This is a genomic window from Streptomyces noursei (assembly GCF_016917755.1).
Taxonomy (GTDB): domain Bacteria; phylum Actinomycetota; class Actinomycetes; order Streptomycetales; family Streptomycetaceae; genus Streptomyces; species Streptomyces yunnanensis.
In genome coordinates, this window is the sequence record NZ_CP070326.1 from 7,393,070 (window position 1) to 7,411,667 (window position 18,598).

Sequence of the window (18,598 nt, forward strand, 5' to 3'; positions counted from 1 at the left end):
CGTTCGAGCCTCGGGTCGCACACACCGTGGCGCGGAGTGAGCCTGGAAGCGACCGGTACCCACCGACCGGCACCCACAGGAAGGGCCCACCGTGAACAGCGTGGAACAGGCGTCACACCCGGAACACCCATCGGCCGAGGTCGTGGTGGAGGTCGAGGGCTGCAGGACGGCGGACGCCCACGCCGTCTTCAGCGCCCTGCGCACCGCCTTCCGCTCCGACCGGGCCCCCGACGACGTGCCCCAGGAGATGGCCGGCCCCGGCACGACGGTGTGGACCTCCACCGTCGACGTCAGCGAGCGCGGCACCGAGCCGGAGCCGCGACGGCTGACCGCCCCCGTCACCGTCAGCCTCCAGGGCGGCTACTGGGCGGTGGACCAGCTGTGCGCGGGCCTGCGGCCGGCGTTCGCGGTCACCGTCCTCGGCACCGCCGCCGGCGACCAGGAGAAGGAGGTCGAACTGCGGCTGGAGACCCTGCGGCGGCTCGTCACGAGGGGCGCCTGATGGCGCCGGGGGAGGGCCGCCCGGACGACACCGGCGGCCCCCACCCGGTCAACGGCCGCCGCTCCGAACTGACCCTCACCGTCAACGGCACCCGGCACACCCTGACCCTCGACCACCGCACCACCGTCCTGGACCTGCTCCGCGAGCACCTCGGCCTCACCGGCGCCAAGAAGGGCTGCGACCACGGGCAGTGCGGCGCCTGCACCGTCCTGGTCGAGGGTCGGCGCGCGAACAGCTGCCTGCTGCTGGCCGTGGCGCACGACGGCCGCCGGATCACCACCGTCGAGGGCCTCGCCGACGGCGAGCGGCTGCACCCCCTCCAGGAAGCCTTCCTGGACCGCGACGCCCTCCAGTGCGGCTACTGCACCCCCGGCCAGATCTGCTCGGCGGTCGGCGTCCTGGCCGAGGCGGCCGACGGCTTCCCCTCCCTCGTCACGCCGGACACCGCGCGGTCCGGGGCGCCGGTGGCGCTCACCGCCGACGAGATCCGGGAGCGGATGAGCGGCAACCTGTGCCGCTGCGGCGCCTACCCCCGGATCGTCGAGGCGGTCGCCGACGCGGCGGCCACGGGGGCGGCGGTCACCGGGGCGGGGGTGACCGGCGGATGAGGCCGTTCGGATACCTGCGGGTCGCCAGCGTCGACGAGGCGGTGCGGGCCGCGGCCGGGCAGCCCGGCGCCCAGTTCCTCGCCGGCGGCACCAACCTCGTGGATCTGATGAAGCTCGGCGTGGAGGCCCCGCGCACCCTGATCGACATCGGCCGGCTCCCGCTGGACCGCGTCGAGGAACTGCCGGACGGCGGGCTGCGGATCGGCGCCCTGGTCCGCAACGCCGACCTCGCCGCGGTGCCCGCCGTCCGCGACCGCTACCCGGTGCTCTCCCAGGCCCTGCTGGCCGGCGCCTCCGGGCAGCTCCGCAACACCGCCACCACCGGCGGCAACCTCCTCCAGCGCACCCGTTGCGGCTACTTCCAGGACGTCTCCAAGCCCTGCAACAAACGGGAGCCGGGGACCGGCTGCCCGGCCCGCGAGGGCGCCCACCGCGACCTCGCCGTGCTCGGCCACTCCGCGCACTGCGTCGCCACCCAGCCCTCCGACATGGCGGTCGCCCTCGCCGCCCTGGACGCCACCGTGTGCCTGCACGGCCCCGAGGGCGAACGCACCGTCCCCGCCACCGAGTTCCACCGGCTGCCCGGCGACAGCCCCGAACGCGACACCGAGATCCGGCTCGGCGAACTGCTCACCGCCGTCGAACTGCCGCCGGCCCGCCCCGGCGCCCGCTCCCGCTACCGCAAGGCCCGCGACCGGGCCTCGTTCGCCTTCGCGCTGGCCTCCGTCGCCGCCGTGCTCACCGTCCGCGACGGCACCGTCGAGCACGCCGCCCTCGCCTTCGGCGGGCTCGCCCACCGCCCCTGGCGGGCCCGCGCCGCCGAGGCCGTGCTGCGCGGCGCGCCCGCCACCGAGGAGCACTTCGCCCGCGCCGCCGACGCCGAACTCGCCGCCGCCGCACCGCTGCGCGACAACGGCTTCAAGGTCCCGCTGGCCCGCGCCCTCGCCGTCGGCGTGCTCACCGACCTCGCCGGCCGCGCCGCGCACGGCTGACCCGCCCCGACCGCAAGGACCCGCGCCATGAGCCACGACCCCGTCCCGGAGCGCACCGCCTCCCCCGAGCTCTCGCACCAGTACGAGCAGGGGAGACCCCCCTCCCCGGACCGGCCGACGCCGCACCTCGCGCCGGCGGCCCCGCTGCCGCACCCGCTGGGCGCCCCCTCGGTCCGCCGCGAAGGCCGCGAGAAGGTCACCGGCGCCGCCCGCTACGCCGCCGAGTACACCCCGCCCGGCTGCGCCTACGCCTGGCCGGTCCCGGCCACCGTCGCGCGCGGCCGGATCACCGCACTGGACACCGCGGCGGCGCTCGCGCTGCCCGGGGTGATCGCCGTGCTCACCCACGAGAACGCGCCCCGCCTTGCGTCCATGGGCGACCCCACCCTCGCCCTGCTCCAGGAGGACCGCGTCCCGCACCGCGGCTGGTACGTCGCGCTCGCCGTCGCCGACACCCTGGAGGCCGCCCGGGACGCCGCCGAGGCCGTCCACGTCGGCTACGCCACGGAACCCCACGACGTGCGGATCACCGCCGACCACCCGGGGCTGTACGTGCCGGAGGAGGTGTTCGGCGGCCCGGGGGCCCGCGAACGCGGCGACTTCGACGCGGCGTTCGCCGCCGCACCGGCGACCGTCGACGTCGCCTACACCGTGCCACCGCTGCACAACCACCCCATGGAGCCGCACGCCGCCACCGCCCAGTGGACCGACGGCCACCTGACCGTCCACGACTCCAGCCAGGGCGCCACCAGGGTGTGCGAGGACCTGGCCGCCCTGTTCAAGCTCGGCACCGACGAGATCACCGTCGTCTCCGAGCACGTCGGCGGCGGCTTCGGCGCCAAGGGGACGCCCCGCCCCCAGGTCGTGCTCGCCGCGATGGCCGCCCGGCACACCGGCCGCCCCGTCAAACTGGCCCTGCCGCGCCGCCAGTTGCCCGGCGTCGTCGGCCACCGCGCCCCCACGCTGCACCGGGTGCGGATCGGCGCCGGCCACGACGGCGTGATCACCGCCCTCGCCCACGAGATCGTCACCCACACCTCCACGGTCACCGAGTTCGTCGAACAGGCCGCGATCCCGGCCCGCATGATGTACACCTCGCCGCACAGCCGCACCGTGCACCGGTTGGCCGCCCTCGACGTCCCCACCCCCTCCTGGATGCGCGCCCCGGGCGAGGCCCCCGGGATGTACGCGCTGGAGTCCGCCCTCGACGAGCTCGCCGTCGTGCTGGACATCGACCCCGTCGAACTGCGCATCCGCAACGACCCCGCCACCGAACCGGACACCGGCCGCCCCTTCAGCAGCCGTCACCTCGTCGAGTGCCTGCGCGTCGGCGCGGAACGCTTCGGCTGGCTGCCGCGCGACCCGCGACCCGCCGTGCGCCGCCGCGGCGACCTGCTGCTGGGCACCGGCGTCGCCGCGGCCACCTACCCCGTCCAGATCTCCGAGACCGAGGCCGAGGCGCACGCCGCCGCCGACGGCGGCTACCGGATCCGGGTCAACGCCACCGACATCGGTACCGGCGCCCGCACCGTCCTCACCCAGATCGCGGCCGCCGTGCTCGGCGCCCCCGAGGACCGGGTGCAGGTCGACATCGGCAGCAGCGACCTGCCGCCCGCGGTGCTCGCCGGCGGGTCCGCCGGCACCGCCTCCTGGGGCTGGGCCGTCCACAAGGCGTGCACGTCGCTGCTGGCCCGGCTGCGCGCGCACCACGGGCCGCTCCCCGCTGAGGGGATCACGGTCACCGAGGACACCCGCCAGGAGACCGCGGAGCCCTCCCCGTACGCCCGGCACGCCTTCGGCGCCGTCTTCGCCGAGGTGGAGGTCGACACCCGCACCGGCGAGGTCCGGGTACGCCGGCTGCTCGGCCAGTACGCGGCCGGGCGGATCCTCAACCCCCGCACCGCGCGGTCCCAGTTCGTCGGCGGCATGATCATGGGGCTGGGCATGGCACTTATGGAGGACAGTGCCCTGGACCCCGTCTTCGGCGACTTCACCGCCTGCGACCTGGCCGCCTACCACATCCCGGCCTGCGCCGACGTCCCGGCCGTCGAGGCGCACTGGCTCGACGAGGAGGATCCGCACCTCAACCCGATGGGCAGCAAGGGCATCGGCGAGATCGGCATCGTCGGCACCCCGGCGGCGATCGGGAACGCGGTGTGGCACGCGATCGGCGCCCGGCTGCGCGACCTGCCGCTGACCCCGGACAGGACACTGGCCGCGCTCGCCGCCCCGCTCACCTGAGAGCGGGGCTACTCATACGGCTCACCCCTGTTGCGGGTCCGACACCCCGGGGACAGCATGGCAGTCCACCCATACGTGATGGATGCTCACTCTTCGTGTTCGGGGTTCGTTGGTCCAACGAGGTGAAGGACGTGAGCCTCGCGGTGAGGAGCGACGACATGACACCACCCGGCGACCGGCACTACACGGTCGAACTGCCCGCCTCGGCCGAGCGCGTCCCCCAGATCCGGCGGATCATCGCCGCGCATCTGCGCCATTGGAACCTCGAACCGCAGATCCCGCCCCTCTGCGAGGGGGTGGCGGAGCTCCTGACCAACGTCCACCGCCACATCGGCCCCGACGCCCGCTGTGTGGTCGAACTCCGCTGGAGCGGCCGGCACCTGACCGCCTCGGTCGCCGACGAGGGCCCCCGGCTGCCGCGGCTGGAGCGCGCGGCCGGCGGCGGACTCGCCCGGATCGCCGCCCTGAGCGACAGTTGGGGCACCTGCGGCACCCCGGAGGGCAAGGTCATCTGGTTCACCCGCCGGGTCGGGGCGGCCCGCCCCGCGCCGGTGACCCCGCAGGTGTCGCCGCGCAGCGTGCCCGACGGGGTGGAGCCCGCGCCCGCCGTGGAGCAACCCGCCCCGGCGGCCGGGCCGGCGCCGGGGTCCGCCGGGGGCCCGGCCGTCGCCGGACCGTCCCCGTCGGAGGCATCGCTGGTCTGACCGCCCCGCCACCACCGCCCCTGGTCCCACGCGCCGCCGATCCGGCGCGCCCGCCCGGCCCCGAACGGCCGGCGGGTCACGGCACGACCGCCGTGACCCGCCGGCCGTTCGGCGTGCTCGGGCCGCCTCCGGCCTGCGAGTTCGCCCCCCGTACCGTGAGGTGTCACTTCCGCGTCATCCCCCCTTCCCGGATCCTCGTTCCTCTTGGAACACTCTGCTGACCGCTGTACCGCACGACGCTTCCGCACCCTGTTCCAGATCCGACCCCCCGTCACTTCCCCCCCACCACGAGGTCCCCAGACACATGGTTGACATCAATCGCCGGCGCTTCCTCCAGATAGCCGGCGCCACCGCGGGCGCCACCGCCCTCACCAGCAGCATCGCCCGCGCCGCCGCGATCCCCGCCCGCCGCAGCGCCGGCTCCATCAAGGACGTCGAGCACATCGTCGTCCTCATGCAGGAGAACCGGTCCTTCGACCACTACTTCGGCTCGCTGCGGGGCGTCCGCGGCTTCGGCGACCCCCGCCCGGTCACCCAGCCGAACGGCAAGTCCGTCTGGTACCAGGCAGGCGGCGGCAAGGACGTGCTGCCCTACCACCCCGACGCCGAGAACCTCGGCATGCAGTTCATCGAGGGCCTCAACCACGACTGGCACGGCGGCCACCAGGCGTGGAACGACGGCAAGTACGACCAGTGGATCCCCGCCAAGGGCACCGGGACGATGGCCTACCTCACCCGGCAGGACATCCCCTTCCACTACGCCCTCGCCGACGCGTTCACCATCTGCGACGCGTACCACTGCTCCCTGATGAGCTCCACCGACCCCAACCGCTACTACATGTGGACCGGCTACGTCGGCAACGACGGCACCGGCGGCGGCCCGGTCGTCGGCAACGAGGAGGCCGGCTACGGCTGGACCACCTACCCCGAGCGCCTGGAGAAGGCCGGCGTCTCCTGGAAGATCTACCAGGACATCGGCGACGGCCTCGACGCGGCCGGCAAGTGGGGCTGGATCGACGACGCCTACCGCGGCACCTACGGCGACAACTCCCTGCTCTTCTTCAACCAGTACCGCAACGCCAAGCCCGGCGACCCGCTCTACGACAAGGCCCGCACCGGCACCAACGTCAAGCAGGGCGACGGCTACTTCGACCAGCTCAAGGCCGACGTCAAGGCCGGCAAGCTGCCCCAGATCTCCTGGATCGCCGCCCCCGAGGCGTTCTCCGAGCACCCCAACTGGCCCGCCAACTACGGCGCCTGGTACGTCTCCCAGGTCCTGGACGCGCTCACCTCCAACCCCGAGGTGTGGAGCAAGACCGCCCTGTTCATCACCTACGACGAGAACGACGGCTACTTCGACCACGTCGTCCCGCCGTTCCCGCCGTCCTCCGCGGCCCAGGGCCGCTCCACCGTGGACACCGCCCTGGAGCACTTCCCCGGCAACCTCACCTACGCCGCCGGCCCCTACGGCCTGGGCCAGCGCGTCCCGATGCTGGTGGTATCCCCCTGGAGCACCGGCGGCTACGTCTGCTCCGAGGTCTTCGACCACACCTCCGTCATCCGGTTCATGGAGAGCCGGTTCGGCGTCCACGAGCCCAACATCTCGCCCTGGCGCCGCGCCATCTGCGGCGACCTCACCTCCGCGTTCGACTTCTCCCTGGAGAACACCAAGCCGGCCGTGCTCCCGGACACCAAGGGCTACCAGCCGCCGGACCACAACCGGCACGACAGCTACCACCCCACGCCGCCCACCAACCCCGTCCTGCCCAAGCAGGAGGCGGGCTCCCGGCCCAGCCGCCCGCTGCGCTACGTCCCGCTGACCGACGGCAAGGCCGACGTCGCCGGCGGCCGCTTCACCCTCACCTTCAGCGGCGGCGCCGCCGCCGGCGCGTGCTTCCTGGTCACCTCCGGTAACCGCACCGACGGCCCCTGGACGTACACCACCGAGGCCGGCAAGACGCTCTCCGACACCTGGAACACCGCCTATTCCAAGGGCAACTACGACCTGACGGTGCACGGCCCCAACGGCTTCCTGCGCACCTTCCAGGGCCCCGGCAAGAAGCGGACCCCCGAGGTGACCGCCCGCCACAACGCCGCCTCCGGCCAGGTCGAACTGTCCCTCACCAACCCGGGCACCGCGCCCTGCCGCCTCACCATCGCCAACGCCTACGGCGGGGCCAAGCAGACCGTCCGCGTGGACCCGGGCGGCACCGTCACCCGGTCCGTCGACCTCACCGCGAGCAAGCGCTGGTACGACCTCACGGTCACCGCCGACACCGAAGCCGGCTTCCTGCGCCGCCTCGCCGGCCACGTCGAGACCGGTAAGCCGGGCGTCAGCGACCCGGCTCTGCACACCGCCTGACCGGCCCGGCCGCAAACGCCGCACGCCGCCGCCCGGGGGCCGGGCGGCGGCGTGCGTGCCATGGTGCGGGGGCGGCGGGCTACTTCAGCGCGCTCCGCTGCTGCCACTGCTGCCAGTTCTCCTGCCAGACCTCAAGGCCGTTGCCGACGTCGGTCTTCTTGGTGCTGCTGGTGCCCTTCACCTCGACCGTGGAGCCGACCGACAGGAAGTCGTAGACCTGCTTGGCGTCCGAGGTGGTCATGCCGAAGCAGCCGTGGCTGTTGTTGACCACGCCGATGGACTGGTTCCAGGGGGCGGAGTGCAGGAAGGTTCCGGACGCCGTGAGGTGGGTGACCCACTTCGAGTCCAGCATCCACTCGTTGCCGTGGCCGATGGTGGAGGAGTCCATGGTCTCCGCGGCGTTCTTGCTGCGGACGGTGTGCACGCCGCCGCGGGTCGGGTCCTGCGGGGAGCCGGCGGAGCCCTTGACGGTGCCCACGGCCTTGCCGTCGGCGTACATGGTCAGGGTGTGCGACGGCACGTCGATGACGGCCTTGTGGTCGGCGCCGATGGCGAAGTCGTAGTCGTAGTCGCGGGTGAAGTACCGGCCGTCGCCGGAATCTATCCCGCCCAGCGCGCCCCGCACGGAGACCTTCGTGCCGCTCGGCCAGTAGTCCTTGGGCCGCCAGTCGATCCGGTCCTTGCCGTCCCAGTCCGTGACCCAGCCCCAGGCGCCCTCCACCTTCGGCTGGCTGGTGACCTTCAGCGCCTTCTCGACCTCGGCGCGCTGGCTCTTGGCGACCTTGTGGTCGAACTTGATCGAGACCGGCATGCCGGTGCCGACCGTCTGCCCGTTGCCCGGGGTGTTGGTGAGCTTGTTGACCTTGTCGGCCTGCTCCGTGGTGAAGGTCGCGGTGGACGAGGACTCCTTGCCGCCGTCCGCCTTCGCCTTGCTGGTCACGGTGTAGGTGGTCTTCGGCCGGACCTTGCCGTCGGACGTCCATGACGCCCCGTCGGCCGCCAGTCGGCCGGGCACCTTGGCCCCCTTGTCGTCCTTGACGTCGACCGCGGTCAGCTTGCCGCCGGCCGCCTTGACCGATATGGGCGAGCCGAGCTTCGCGGCGTCGCTGCCGGCGGCCGGGGTGACGGTCACCTTGGCAGCCGGCTCCGCCGCCTTGGACGAGCCGGCGCCGGTACCGCACGCGGACAGCAGCAGCCCGGCCGCGAGCGCGGCGGGTATCAACCGGGCGGTGTGGCGACGTGATCCGGCGTGCACGAGGGTCCCTCCAAAGCTGAACAACGGACAGCGGCGGAGCCGGAGGCATCCGCCGCATATACAGATGTTTTGTCCGCTTCAGAGGTTGTGCGGTGCATCGGTTTATTAGGACACAGTTCGATATCGATGCCGGGAGGCGTCGGGAGGGCGCGACGCGGGTCCGGGGCAGGTGCCCGTCAGCTGGCGCTGCCGCCGCTGGTCCCGGTCGGGTTCTCGGGGGTCCCGGCCGGCCCGCTGGACGACCCGGAGCCTCCGGGTTGCTCCGGGGGCGTGGACCCCGGGGTGCCCGGCTGTTCGGGGGTGGTGGGCCCGCCCGACGTCTGCCCGGGCGTCGAGCCCGGCTCGGACGGCGACTCAGGCGTCGTACTTCCGCCCGGGGACTGCGAGGTCTCCGACGGCGAGCCGCCGCCCGGCGAACCGGGGGATTCGGGGGACGACGGCGACGGGGAGAACGGCGACGCGGACGGCGCCGGCGAGGGCTGGTCCGTACTGCCGTCGGTGCCCTCCGGGCGCGTGAAGTAGTCCCCGGTCCGCGGGTCCTGGAGGACGAACGTCTTCACCGGCTTCGGCGCCGGCTGCACCGTCACCACGTTGGAGTCCCGGAACCCCGGCCACGGCTTGCCCTGCTTCTTGAACCCCTTCCCGGTGGCCCTCGGCGGGGTCAGCGGGTTCCCGCAGGCGCAGCGGACCCGCGGCACCCCCTGCGCGTCCACCAGCACCGCCGTGCCCGCCTGGAGCACCGCCTGGTAGCTGGTCGCCTTGCCGTCCTGGTAGCCGTGGTTGGTGACCCAGGTGTCGACCAGCAACTGCACCGACGTCATGGACCGCAGGTACGCCGGCAGCTCCTCGGTGCTCTTCCCCAGCACGCCGGCGAACGCCCGCGCCTTGTCCGGGCTGGCCTGGAGATAGCGGATCTGCTTCTCCACGTCGCAGCTGGCCTTGTCGCGGCTGCCGCCGTACAGGCCGGGCGCCGACCCCGACACGCTGGCGCGCTGGTGGTCGCCGCGGGGTGCCACGGACGGGGTGGCCGTCGGAGCCGCGGTGCCGCCCCCGTTCACCGTCGAGTCGGTGTACGGGGCCGGGCCCGCCGAGCCGACCGTTTCCAGGTGCAGTTCGCCCGCGCTCCCGCCGCCCCCGGAGCGGGTCAGCACCACCGCCAGTACCACCGCCAGCACCACCGCGGCGGTGGCGACGGCGACCCGCGGCGTCGGCCGCCACCAGGGCCGCCGGCGCTCGGGGCCGCCGCGCGAGGCGTCTCCGCTGTCGGGGCCACCGGGGCCACCGGGCCTGTTCGGGGGAGGGGGCGTTCCCCGCCCGGGCGCGGTGGGCGGCGGCTGCTGCCACGGCCGGGTCGGCTCGTGCGGGGGACCGGAGGAGGGTCCGGTGGAGGGGCCCGAGACGGGACCCGGTGGCGGGCCGGTCGGGTGGCCCTCCGACGGGCCGTCCGGTGGCGGTGGAGCGGTCACGGGTCCTTCTTCCCGGGGCTGTTGGGCCATCCGGCGATGTGCATAACGTCCGGATTTGCCAATGTTTATGTGGTTCTAGGTAATTGTGTGCTTGGGGTCGGCGTCCTCCGCAAGCGGGGTGGCACGCCCGTGCGTACCGTGGCGAGGACGGCGTCCGACAGGCCCGTCCGTCGCCCCACCACCACCCCGGCAGGAGGCACTTCACTTCGCGCCTCCCCTCTCACGCGCAGGAGACACCCGCAGGAGGCAGTCGTGAGCCAGACCCGCGGCCCGGTGGCGGCCGGTCCCGGCAGCCCGGCGTCCCACCGCGTCCCGCCGGCCCTGCGCGGCTGGGCGGAGGCGCTCGGCGCCGCCCTGGCGGGCCTGGTCGCCATGGTCGTGACCGCCGCGCTCGGCCTGTGGGCGGCCGGCGCGGCCGACCTGCCCGCGGGCGCGTTCCCCGCGGTGGTCGCCGCCACCGTGGTCGCCGCGGCCGGCGGCTCGCTCCAGGCGACCGGGGACGCCGGGATCATCGTCGAGGCGCAGGCCGCCGTGGACGCCGTCCCGCTGTCGGTGACCCTCGCCGGCGCGCTGGTGACCGCCGTCGTCTTCCTCCGGCCGCTGCGGCACCGCGCGGTCGCCCCGGCCGGCGAACTCCTCGGCCGGATCGCCCGGACGGCGGCCTGTTGGCTGGTCCTGCTGTGGCTGATCGCGCTGGCCGCCCGGCACAGCTTCACCGTCACCGTCGGCAACGAACTCGCCGACCAACTCGGCGCCCTCCTCGGCAGCACCCCCACCGTCGGCTTCCGCGCCGACCTCCCGGCCACCCTCGGGTTCGGCCTGTTGTGGGTGCTCGCCGTGCTGGTGCTGGCCTTCGTCGTCTCCCGCAAGGCCCCGCTCTCCGCCCGGCTGCTCCGCTTCCAGGCCCCGGTCCGTCCGCCGGCCCACGCGATGCTGCTGACGCTGCTGGCCTACGTCGGGCTCGGGCTCCTCGTCGGCCTCGTCGAGCTGGTCGTCCGCGGCGACCCGGCCCGGACCCTCGCGGTGATCCTGCTAGGGCTGCCGAACGTGGCCTGGCTGGCGCTGGGCATCGGCACCGGCGGCGCCTGGACCGGCCACGTCGACAGATCCCTCGGACTGCCGCTGCCGCACGCCCTGGAGCAGGTGCTGCGGGCCCGCGGACAGCGCACCCTCGACCTCGGCTCGATCGGCGCGTACGACGGGCGGGTCTGGCTGCTGGTGGCAGTGGCCGCGGTGGTGTTGCTCGGTGCCGCGTTCGACGCGGCGGTCCGCGCCCCGGTCCGCAGGCCCGCCTGGCGGCACGCCCTGGAGATGGCGGTGGCGCTGGCGCTCACCCTCCTCGTCGTCGGGTCGGCCACCAGGATCGACGCCCACTACGGGCTCTCCCTGATCGGCGTCGGCGACCTCGGCGGCGACCTGGGCGGCGCGGTCACGCTGCGGCCGCAGTTGTGGCGGCTGGCGGCGGCGGGGTTCGCCTGGGGCCTGGTCACCGGGTTCGCCGGCGGCCTCGCGGCGCGCCGGTTCCGCCATCCCGGCGAGGTCCGGGACGCCCCTCCGGCACGGCCGCCGGACCCCGGACGACGGGGCTGACGGCGAGCGCGACGGCCGGACCGACGCGGCAGCCCCGGGCCCCGGACCCTACGCCCCCGGGGCGCCGGCTCCGGGGAAGACCGGGATCGCCCAGCGCGGCGGGGGCGGGGGAGCGGTGCCGCGCCGGATGCTCGGGTCCGCGGTCCGTCCGGCGGCCCGCAGCGCCGCCACGAACGCCCGACAGGTCTGGTACCGCTCCTCCGGCGCCTTGGCCAGCGCGCGGGCGAACACCGCGTCCACGGCCGGCGGGAGGTCGGACCGCTGCCCGCTCGGCGCCGGCGGCGGATCGTACTGGTGGGCCCAGAGCAGCGCGAAGTCGTCCTCGCGGCGGAACGGCGGTGCCCCGGTCAGCATCTCGTAGACCACGCAGGCCAGTCCGTACAGGTCGCACCGGCCGTCCACCGGGTGCCCGGAGATCCGTTCGGGGGCCACGTAGGCCAGCGTCCCGATGAACTGGTCGGTGCTGGTGAAACCGGTCAGCGACAGCGACTTCTTGGTCAGTCCGAAGTCGGTCAGGTAGGCGTGCTCGGGCCGGTCGCTGTCGATGCCCTCGGAGATCAGGATGTTGCGCGGGGTGACGTCGCGGTGCACCAGGTCGTGGGCGTGCGCGGCGTCCAGCGCGGAGGCGACCTGGACGGCGATCCGGCAGGTGGTCGCGAGCGGCAGCGGGCCCTCGTCGTCCAGCAGTGCCCGCAGGTCGCGGCCCGGGATGAAGCGCATCGCGATGTAGAGGAGGCCGTTGGCCTCCCCGGCCTCGTAGACCGGCACGATGTGCGGGTGCTCGATCGCCGCGGCCGCCCGCGACTCGTACGCGAAACGCTTCCGGAAGGTGTCGTTCCGGGCCAGTTCGGGCGCCAGCAGCTTGAGGGCCACGGTCCGGCCCAGGTTCAGGTCCGCTGCCTTGTAGACCACCGCCATCCCGCCCCGGCCGATCTCGTCCCCGAGCAGGTACCCGGCGATCCGGCGGCCGCGCAGCCCGGACGCGTCCGGCACGGTGGTGTGCTCCCGGCGCCGGCCGCCCGCCGGCCCGGTGCCCGTCTGCTCGGCGTCCGTCGGCCGCCCGTTCACGGCCGCTCACCCGTCCCGCCGGGCGGTGGGATCGGTGGCGGGTACGGCGGTGGGATCGGCGGGTACGGCGGTGGGAACTCCGCCTCGCCGGGCAGTCCGCCACCGGTCCCCGTGCTCCCCGTGCTCCCCGCACTCCCCGTACTCCCCGCGCCACCGGTACCCTCCGTCCCCGCCGCGTCAGTGACCTCCCCCGAGCTCTCGACTCCGTTCGAGCAGGGGGTGCCCCCATCCGCGGCCTCCGCCGCCTCCCGCGCCTCGGGCCCCTCCGCCATCGGCCCGTCCGATACGGCGAACGTCACCAACGATTCCCCGTCGCAGAAGCACCACCGCCCGTGCGGCGCGTCGTACAGCCACACCGCGTCGCCGTCCACCACCGCCCCCACCCGCGTCCCCCGCGACCGTTCGCCGAACGCCTCCCGGTCCACCCGCCCGGCCAGCATCTCCTCGACCAGTTGTCGGTAACGGCTCAGCGCGCCCTCGGCGGCGGCCAGCAGCGGCCGGGGATCCGCGGCCCAGGCGGCGGGCTGCTCGGCGGTCGGCGGGTCGTGCGGCACCGACAGCAGCAGCCGCCCGTCCACCCACGCCGACCAGCCGTTGGAGCACAGCGCCCGCGCCCAGTCGCCGTGTCGCTCGACGACCTGGACGGGCAGCAGCGGATCGAGCGGTACCAGCGGACGGCCCGCGCGCGGGTCCGCCCACGTGGGCATCCCGCCCGGCGGGACGACATGGCTGGGACGGAACTCCGGCGCGGTCACAGGCGGCTCCTCGGCACTCCTCGCGCACGGCCCCGGCACCGTACGCACCAACGGTCCCGACTACTGGCGCATGATCTCGGGCTCATGGCGCCGCAGCAGTCGCAGGACGAGGAAGCCGAACACCGCCGAGAGCACCACCAGCATCCCCATGTCCAGCAGCCAGGGGCCCACCGCGTGCCGGAGCAGCGGATCCGCGGTGAGCGGCTGCGGCAGGATCCGGTGCAGGTCGATGGTGCCCGCCATGGCCCCGAGCGCCCAGCGGGACGGCACCAGCCACGCCAGCTGCTCCAGCACCGGCGTGCCGCGCAGCGAGTGCAGCGCCCCGCAGAACACCACTTGGACGATCGCGAGGAGCACCAGCAGCGGCATGGTGACCTCCTCCTTGCGCACCAGTGCGGACACCAGCAGCCCCAGCATCATCGCGGTGAACGCCAACAGCGCCACCGCCAGGGTGATTTCGAGCAGTGGCGGCAGCAACACCCCTTTGCCGCCCGGCGCGTTGAGCTCCACCCCGAACAGGGCGACCACCGTCAGCACCGCCGCCTGGACCACCGTGACCGTCCCCAGCACCAGCACCTTCGACATCAGATACGCCGACCGGGACAGCCCCACCGCCCGCTCCCGCTGATAGATCACCCGCTCCTTGACCAGCTCGCGCACCGCGTTGGCGGCCCCGGTGAGCACCGCGCCCACGCACAGGATCAGCAGCACGTTCGTCGCCGAGTCCGCGGTCAACTTCCCGCCGCTCAGGCCGTGCGCCATCGCCCCCATGACGAACGGCAGCGCCACCATGATGATCAGGAACGTCCGGTCCGAGGACAGCGCCGCCGCGTACCGCCGCATCAGCGTCCACAGCTGGGTGCCCCAGCGCCGGGTCCGGGGCGCGGCCACCGGTTCCCGGGGCGCCTGCGGGGCCCGTGGGGCCGGCGGTGCCGGCGGCTGCCGGGTCTCATCGGCGATGTACCGCCGGTACAGCGGCGAGGCCCGGAACTCCCCGGCCCAGTCCCGCCCGCGGTCGTTCTCGAACGCCTCGAACGCCTCCGGCCACTGGCCGAACCCGAAGTACGGCAGCGCCTCCTCCGGCGGCCCGTAGTAGGCGATGGTGCCGCCCGGCGCCAGCACCAGCAGCCGGTCGCAGACGTCCAGGCTGAGCACACTGTGGGTGACCACGATGACCGTGCGGCCGTCGTCGGCCAGGCCGCGCAGCATGTGCATCACCGAGCGGTCCATCCCCGGATCGAGGCCCGAGGTCGGCTCGTCGAGGAAGAGCAGCGACGGCTTGGTCAGCAGCTCCAGCGCCACGCTGACGCGCTTGCGCTGCCCGCCGGAGAGCTTGTGGATCGGCAGCCCGGCCCGTTCGACCAGGCCGAGTTGGCGGATCACCTCCTCGACCCGGGCCGCCCGCTCGGCCGGCGCGATGTCCTCGGGGAACCGCAGCTCCGCCGCGTAGCCCAGCGCCCGGCGGACGGTCAGCTGGGTGTGCAGGATGTCGTCCTGCGGCACCAGCCCGATGCGCTGGCGCAGCTCGGCGTAGTCCCGGTAGAGGTCCCGGCCGTCGTAGAGCACGGTGCCCTCGTCGGCGGGCCGCAGCCCGGTCAGCGCGTTCAACAGCGTCGACTTGCCCGCCCCGCTCGGGCCGATCACGGCCAGCAGCGACTTCTCACCCACCGGGAAGGACACCCCGCCCAGCAGGGTCCGGCGCGCGCCGCCCCGGCCCACCCGGACGGTCAGCCGCTGCACGTCCAGTGAGACCTCGCCGGTGTCGACGTACTGCTGGAGCTGGTCGCCGACGAGGACGAACGCGGAGTGGCCGATGCCGATGATGTCGTCGGGGCGCACCGGGGCGACATCGACCGGACGGCCGTTGAGGTAGGTGCCGTTGTGGCTGCCCAGGTCGGCGATCCGGTAGCCGTCCGGGCCGGCCCGGAGTTCGGCGTGGTGGCGGGAGACCGCGAGGTCGTCGACGACCAGGTCGTTGTCGTCGGCCCGTCCGATCCGCGTGGTGCGCGCCGGGGGCAGCGGCCGGACCGTGCTCGGCCGGCGGAAGGTGTGGGTGGCCGCGGGCCGCGACACGGTCGCCGGACGGCCGACGGGCGTGGTCGGGCGGGGGACACCGGCGAGCACCGCGCACGGGCCGTCGGCCGGGTTGCCGAAGCGGATCACGCTCCCCGGGCCGACTCCGTACCGCGACACCCGATGCCCGTCCGTGTACGTACCGTTCGTGCTGCCCTCGTCCTCCACCAGCCAGTGGCCCTCGGTGGCCCGGAGCACCGCGTGGTGCCACGACACCCGGTCGTCGCTGATCACCAGGTCGCTGTCGGGGTCCCGACCCACGTGGTAAGCGTGGCCCGGGTCCATCACCTGCGTGACCCCGCCGGACTCCACCAGGAGTTCGGGCGCGGCGGACGCATCAGGCCGCTCAGCCATATTTCAGATTTTACGGCGCATTCCCCGCCCTCGCCCCCGGTCACTCGCGCGGACCGACGTAGGTCAACTAGGGTGAGCGCCCCGATGTGCCCGCACCTGCGCATTCCATGGAAATGCCGTACTTCGGTTCGCTGATCGAAGGATGCACCGGCAAACCGGGACGCACCGCACCCTGCAGGGCAACGCACCATAGGGCCCGGGTTCCTTCTTATTCACCTACCTCATGAAGGCAAGGCAGAGATGGCACGACTCGCGCGACAATCCCCTCGGCAGTTTCCCCGGCAGCGGGCCCATCCCGTCGACGAGGTGCTGCCGTTCGGCAAACTCGCCCTCTACGGCTTCCAGCACGTCCTCGCCTTCTACGCGGCCGCGGTCATCGTCCCGATCCTGCTCGGGAACGCCCTCGGGCTGTCCCGTCAGGAACTCGTCTACCTCATCAACGCGGACCTGCTGACCTGCGGAATCGCCTCCATCATCCAGGCGTTTGGCGTATGGAAGATAGGTGCCAGACTGCCTCTCGTCCAGGGCGTCACCTTCACCGCGGTCTCCCCGATGATCGCCATCGGGCTGGGTGCGGGCGGCGGCACCGCCGGACTGCTGGTGGTCTACGGCGCGGTGATCACCGCGGGTATCGCCACTTTCCTTTTCGCCCCGTTCTTCAGCAAGTTGGTGAAGTATTTCCCGCCGATCGTCATCGGCACGATCCTCACCATCATCGGGCTGACCCTCATCCCGCAGGCGCTCCAGGACGCGGCCGGCGGCGCCCAGTTGGTGGGCAAGCCCGAATTCGGCGACCTGAAGAACCTCGGATACGCCCTGGGCACGCTGCTGTTCATTCTCGCGATCGTGCGGATCGGAAAGCCGCTGCTGAGCAGCGTCGCGGTACTGCTCGGCCTGGTCGGCGGAACGGCCGTCGCCTGGCTGCTCGGTGATGTCGATTTCAGCGGTGTGGGACAGACGGCCTGGTTCGGTGTCAGCACCCCGTTCCATTATGGAATGCCCAAATTCGAGCCGTTCCCGATCATCGCGATGATCGTCGTCATGCTGATCACGATGGTGGAGACCACCGGTGACGTCTACGCCATCGGCGAGATCACCGGCAAGCCGGTCGGCAACGACACCGTCGCCCGGGCGCTGCGCGCCGACGGCGTCGCCACCGTCCTCGGCGGCATCTTCAACTCCTTCCCCTACGTGGCGTTCGCCGAGAACATCGGCCTGGTGCGGATGTCGCGGGTGATGAGCCGGTTCGTGGTCGTCGCGGCCGGTGGCTTCATGGTCGTGCTGGGACTGGTGCCCAAGGCCGGCTCGGTGGTCGCCGCGATCCCGCACCCGGTGCTCGGCGGCGCGGCGCTCTCCATGTTCGGCATGGTCGCCGCGGTCGGCATCCAGATCCTGGGCAAGGTGGACCTCCGCGAGGAGCGCAACGCCCTGATTCTCGCGGTCAGTCTGGGCGTCGCGTTCCTGCCCACCGCGGTCGCGCCGTTCTTCGAGCGGATGCCGCAGGGGGTCCGGGCGGTGCTCGACAGCGGCATCACCCTGGGCGGTCTGACCGCGATCGTGCTGAACCTCGTCTTCAACGTCTTCACCCGCCGCAGGTCGCTGGAGATCGACTGGGACGAGTTCGCCGAGGACGACGAGCCGGGGCCGGACGAGTCGGCGCCGGCCGGCCCCCCGTCGCACGCCCAGGGCGCGTACTGACACCCGGCCGGACGGCGGGACGCGCCCGACGCGCCGTCCCGCCCCCGGCCCACGCCGGACGCCGCGGAGATCCGTCAGAAGCGCCCTAGTGCACGGAGTGGAACGGCGGCGCCTCGCCCGCCTCCCCGATCAACTCCCAGAAGTGGTCGACCAGTCGTCGCAGATACGCCGACCGCTCGGCCGCGATCGCTTTGAGCCGGGCGTCGGCGCTCCGTGCCACCACGTGCCCCATGTACCGCTCGGAGAAGTCCGCGAACTCCGCGTGCATGGTGCGCAGCGCATCGCCCACCCGCGTCCGGTTCAGCGAGGTGATCTCGGTGATCGGTGCGACGTGCGACTTCCAGCGGCCCTCAAGTGCCGCGCGCAGGTGCCCGGCCAGCTCCTCGACCCGCCCCATCACCCCGATCAGCTTGCGCAGCGACAGCCCCAGCGCGTCCACCAGTGCCTTGGTCTGCCGGTAGTCGCCGTGCCACTGGTTGGCCCCCTCCGCCGCGCGGTACTCCTCCGGCGCCATGCCGACCAGCTGCGCCAGCCGTTCCGCGCTCAGCTGCCGGGCCATCCGGTGCTCGGCCAGCGTCCGCGGCTCCACCCCCATCAGCACGACCGGCGGGCACCACAACACATCGGCCAGGGCGAAGAGTTGCGCCTCGGTGGGCAGCAGGGAGCCGTACTCCCATGCCTCGATCACCTCGGGGCGCACGGGCGAGCCGCACGCCGTCATGGACTGGGCGACCTGACTTGTGGTCAGGCCGACCCGGGCCCGTGCGGATCGGGCCTGAGCGGGAGAGAACGGAACGCTGTTCACGTACGCGACACCTCGCTGCACCCGGTGAGCAGGGGGGTGCTGGGGGGAGAGGAAGGGGGCGGACATGGAGGAACATCCAGGGGCGGGCAGATTAACAGATCGGCGAGAGGTACGAACCTCCAGCT

At 73.4% G+C, this 18,598-nt stretch carries 14 protein-coding genes; 8 read left to right on the top strand and 6 right to left on the bottom strand.

The features are described from left to right. The first annotated feature begins 91 nt into the window (after nucleotides 1-91). From JNO44_RS32290 to JNO44_RS32315, 6 genes are all read left to right on the top strand, one after another. Entirely contained in the window at nucleotides 92-502 is a 411-nt protein-coding gene (locus JNO44_RS32290; protein ID WP_205367375.1) for a hypothetical protein, read from the top strand. Further along, nucleotides 502-1,110: a 2Fe-2S iron-sulfur cluster-binding protein gene (locus tag JNO44_RS32295; RefSeq protein WP_205367377.1), complete on the top strand. Its 609-nt coding sequence runs from the start codon at nucleotides 502-504 to the stop codon at nucleotides 1,108-1,110. The genes JNO44_RS32290 and JNO44_RS32295 overlap by 1 nt, the downstream gene beginning before the upstream one ends. Beyond that, nucleotides 1,107-2,102 (top strand): FAD binding domain-containing protein, encoded by a 996-nt coding sequence (locus tag JNO44_RS32300; RefSeq protein ID WP_205367379.1) that lies wholly within the window; start codon nucleotides 1,107-1,109, stop codon nucleotides 2,100-2,102. Before JNO44_RS32295 ends, JNO44_RS32300 begins: the two co-directional genes overlap by 4 nt. Nucleotides 2,103-2,129: 27 nt before the next feature. Beyond that, nucleotides 2,130-4,343 (top strand): xanthine dehydrogenase family protein molybdopterin-binding subunit, encoded by a 2,214-nt coding sequence (locus JNO44_RS32305; protein ID WP_205367381.1) that lies wholly within the window; start codon nucleotides 2,130-2,132, stop codon nucleotides 4,341-4,343. Between the two features lie 158 nt (nucleotides 4,344-4,501). Further along, on the top strand, nucleotides 4,502-5,047 hold the full coding sequence (locus JNO44_RS32310) for an ATP-binding protein (RefSeq protein ID WP_205367383.1): 546 nt from the start codon (nucleotides 4,502-4,504) through the stop codon (nucleotides 5,045-5,047). A 304-nt stretch (nucleotides 5,048-5,351) separates the two neighbouring features. Beyond that, nucleotides 5,352-7,409, top strand: coding sequence for a phosphocholine-specific phospholipase C (locus JNO44_RS32315; RefSeq protein ID WP_205367385.1), 2,058 nt, complete (start codon nucleotides 5,352-5,354; stop codon nucleotides 7,407-7,409). 79 nt (nucleotides 7,410-7,488) lie between these two features. Here JNO44_RS32315 and JNO44_RS32320 read toward each other — a convergent pair whose 3' ends face one another. Next, nucleotides 7,489-8,664 carry a L,D-transpeptidase family protein gene (locus tag JNO44_RS32320; protein WP_235094713.1) on the bottom strand — a complete coding sequence of 392 codons (1,176 nt, stop codon included), beginning with the start codon at nucleotides 8,662-8,664 and terminating at the stop codon, nucleotides 7,489-7,491. 176 nt (nucleotides 8,665-8,840) lie between these two features. Then, a complete protein-coding gene (locus tag JNO44_RS32325; protein ID WP_205367388.1) occupies nucleotides 8,841-10,130 on the bottom strand; it encodes a DUF6777 domain-containing protein in 1,290 nt (429 codons plus the stop codon). Between the two features lie 252 nt (nucleotides 10,131-10,382). Here JNO44_RS32325 and JNO44_RS32330 point away from each other — a divergent pair, with 252 nt between their 5' ends. After that, complete coding sequence (locus tag JNO44_RS32330; protein ID WP_205367390.1) at nucleotides 10,383-11,720, top strand: streptophobe family protein; 1,338 nt, start codon at nucleotides 10,383-10,385, stop codon at nucleotides 11,718-11,720. A gap of 48 nt (nucleotides 11,721-11,768) precedes the next feature. Here the strand turns inward: JNO44_RS32330 and JNO44_RS32335 are convergent, their stop codons facing one another. Genes JNO44_RS32335 through JNO44_RS32345 form a run of 3 tightly spaced genes read right to left on the bottom strand, consistent with a single transcriptional unit; the run spans nucleotide 11,769 to nucleotide 15,970 of the window. Then, nucleotides 11,769-12,788, bottom strand: coding sequence for a serine/threonine-protein kinase (locus tag JNO44_RS32335; RefSeq protein WP_205367392.1), 1,020 nt, complete (start codon nucleotides 12,786-12,788; stop codon nucleotides 11,769-11,771). Further along, the gene (locus JNO44_RS32340) at nucleotides 12,785-13,543 is read right to left on the bottom strand and encodes a hypothetical protein (RefSeq protein WP_240167748.1); all 759 of its coding nucleotides are present in this window, start codon (nucleotides 13,541-13,543) and stop codon (nucleotides 12,785-12,787) included. The genes JNO44_RS32335 and JNO44_RS32340 overlap by 4 nt, the downstream gene beginning before the upstream one ends. Before the next feature lie 60 nt (nucleotides 13,544-13,603). Beyond that, a complete protein-coding gene (locus JNO44_RS32345; RefSeq protein ID WP_205367394.1) occupies nucleotides 13,604-15,970 on the bottom strand; it encodes an FHA domain-containing protein in 2,367 nt (788 codons plus the stop codon). Nucleotides 15,971-16,210: 240 nt separating this feature from the next. Here JNO44_RS32345 and JNO44_RS32350 point away from each other — a divergent pair, with 240 nt between their 5' ends. After that, the gene (locus JNO44_RS32350; protein ID WP_205367397.1) at nucleotides 16,211-17,668 is read left to right on the top strand and encodes a nucleobase:cation symporter-2 family protein; all 1,458 of its coding nucleotides are present in this window, start codon (nucleotides 16,211-16,213) and stop codon (nucleotides 17,666-17,668) included. Between the two features lie 85 nt (nucleotides 17,669-17,753). On the opposite strand, the gene JNO44_RS32355 is transcribed toward JNO44_RS32350, so the two are convergent. Next, the gene (locus JNO44_RS32355) at nucleotides 17,754-18,389 is read right to left on the bottom strand and encodes a transcriptional regulator (protein WP_205370917.1); all 636 of its coding nucleotides are present in this window, start codon (nucleotides 18,387-18,389) and stop codon (nucleotides 17,754-17,756) included. Between the last annotated feature and the right edge of the window lie 209 nt (nucleotides 18,390-18,598).